The organism is Micromonospora acroterricola, assembly GCF_003172955.1.
Classification (GTDB): domain Bacteria; phylum Actinomycetota; class Actinomycetes; order Mycobacteriales; family Micromonosporaceae; genus Micromonospora; species Micromonospora acroterricola.
The window spans coordinates 1-1,318 of sequence record NZ_QGKR01000008.1; the positions used below are offsets into that span (position 1 = coordinate 1).

Sequence of the window (1,318 nt, forward strand, 5' to 3'; positions counted from 1 at the left end):
CCGCGCCGCGCGCCCCGCGCCCCGCGCCCACGATCCGCACAACTTCAGGGATGTAGTGGCCTCGGCGCGCCGGGAGGCCACTCTTTCCCTGAAGTTGTGCGGATCTTCCCGCCCTTCCGCGGTCCCAGCGCTGCCTCGTCGGTCTGGACGGGCCAGGCGGACGGACCGGACGGATCGCCGGGACGAGCATGGATCTTGACGGGGGCGGGGGGCCGTGATCGGGTCTTGGCATGAGCGGGCAGTGGCGGGCACAGTTCGACGCTGAGGTGACCTTCGCCAACGGCGGTGGGCTGCGTACCGAGGGGTTCCGGCTGGACATCCCGGGTCGACAGATCACCGACGAGGACCTGGCCGCGTTGTTCGTGCGGCACCTCGGGCTGCTGATGGTCGCCGAGGTTCGGATCAGCGCGAAGACGATCATCGACGAGCCGCACAAGGGTGGTCGAGGCGTCGCCGTCAGCCGACACGGCGACGGCCGGCTGGTCGAGCTGAGCCACGTGATCCGCGACGGGATGACCACTCTGCCCGGCTGGCCCGGGCCGCGGATCGACGACTGGCTGACGTTCGCGGCGTCCCGGGCGAACTACGCCACGGGCACCGAGTTCCGGGTGGCGCGGATCGACATGATCGCCAACACCGGCACGTACCTGGACACCCCGGCCCACCGCTGGGCCGACGGCGAGGACCTGACCCGGGTACCCCTGGACCGGCTCGCCGACCTGCCCGGCGTGGTGGTCCGGGTGCCGCCCGGCACCAGGGCGGTGGACCGGTTGATGCTGGCCCCGTACGAGGTGGCCGGGCGGGCGGTTCTCCTGCACACCGGCTGGGATGCGCATTTCGGCACCGAGCGGTACGGCGCGCCGGAGGCGCCGCACCTGACCGGGGACGCCGCCCAGGCACTGGTCGACGCCGGCGCGGCCCTGGTCGGCATCGACTCGATCAACATCGACGACATGAGCCCGGCGGCCGGCGGTGTACGCCCCGCGCACAGCATTCTGCTCGCCGCCGGCATCCCGATCGTGGAGCACCTGACCGGCCTGGACGCCCTGCCGCCGCAGGATTTCCGGTTCACCGCCGCCCCACCCCGGGTGGCCGGCATGGGCACCTTTCCGGTCCGCGCCTTCGCCGTCGTCGACAGCTGAGCGCGGTCACCACCCGCGGCCGTCCGAGCCTCGGCCGCCCCGCCGGAGAGACCACACCTGCCCCACCACCCGGCCGTCCGACGCCGTTCGCCTCGCTCGGTGCGGTCGCACAACTTCAAGGAAGTTGTGGCGTCCCGGCTCGTCGGAGGCCACAATTTCCCGGAAGTTGTCTGGAT

General features: G+C 72.2%; 1 protein-coding gene. It reads left to right on the forward strand.

The features are described from left to right. Positions 1-230 precede the first annotated feature (230 nt). Entirely contained in the window at positions 231-1,142 is a 912-nt protein-coding gene (locus DKT68_RS00045) for a cyclase family protein (RefSeq protein ID WP_109815406.1), read from the forward strand. Positions 1,143-1,318 lie beyond the last annotated feature (176 nt).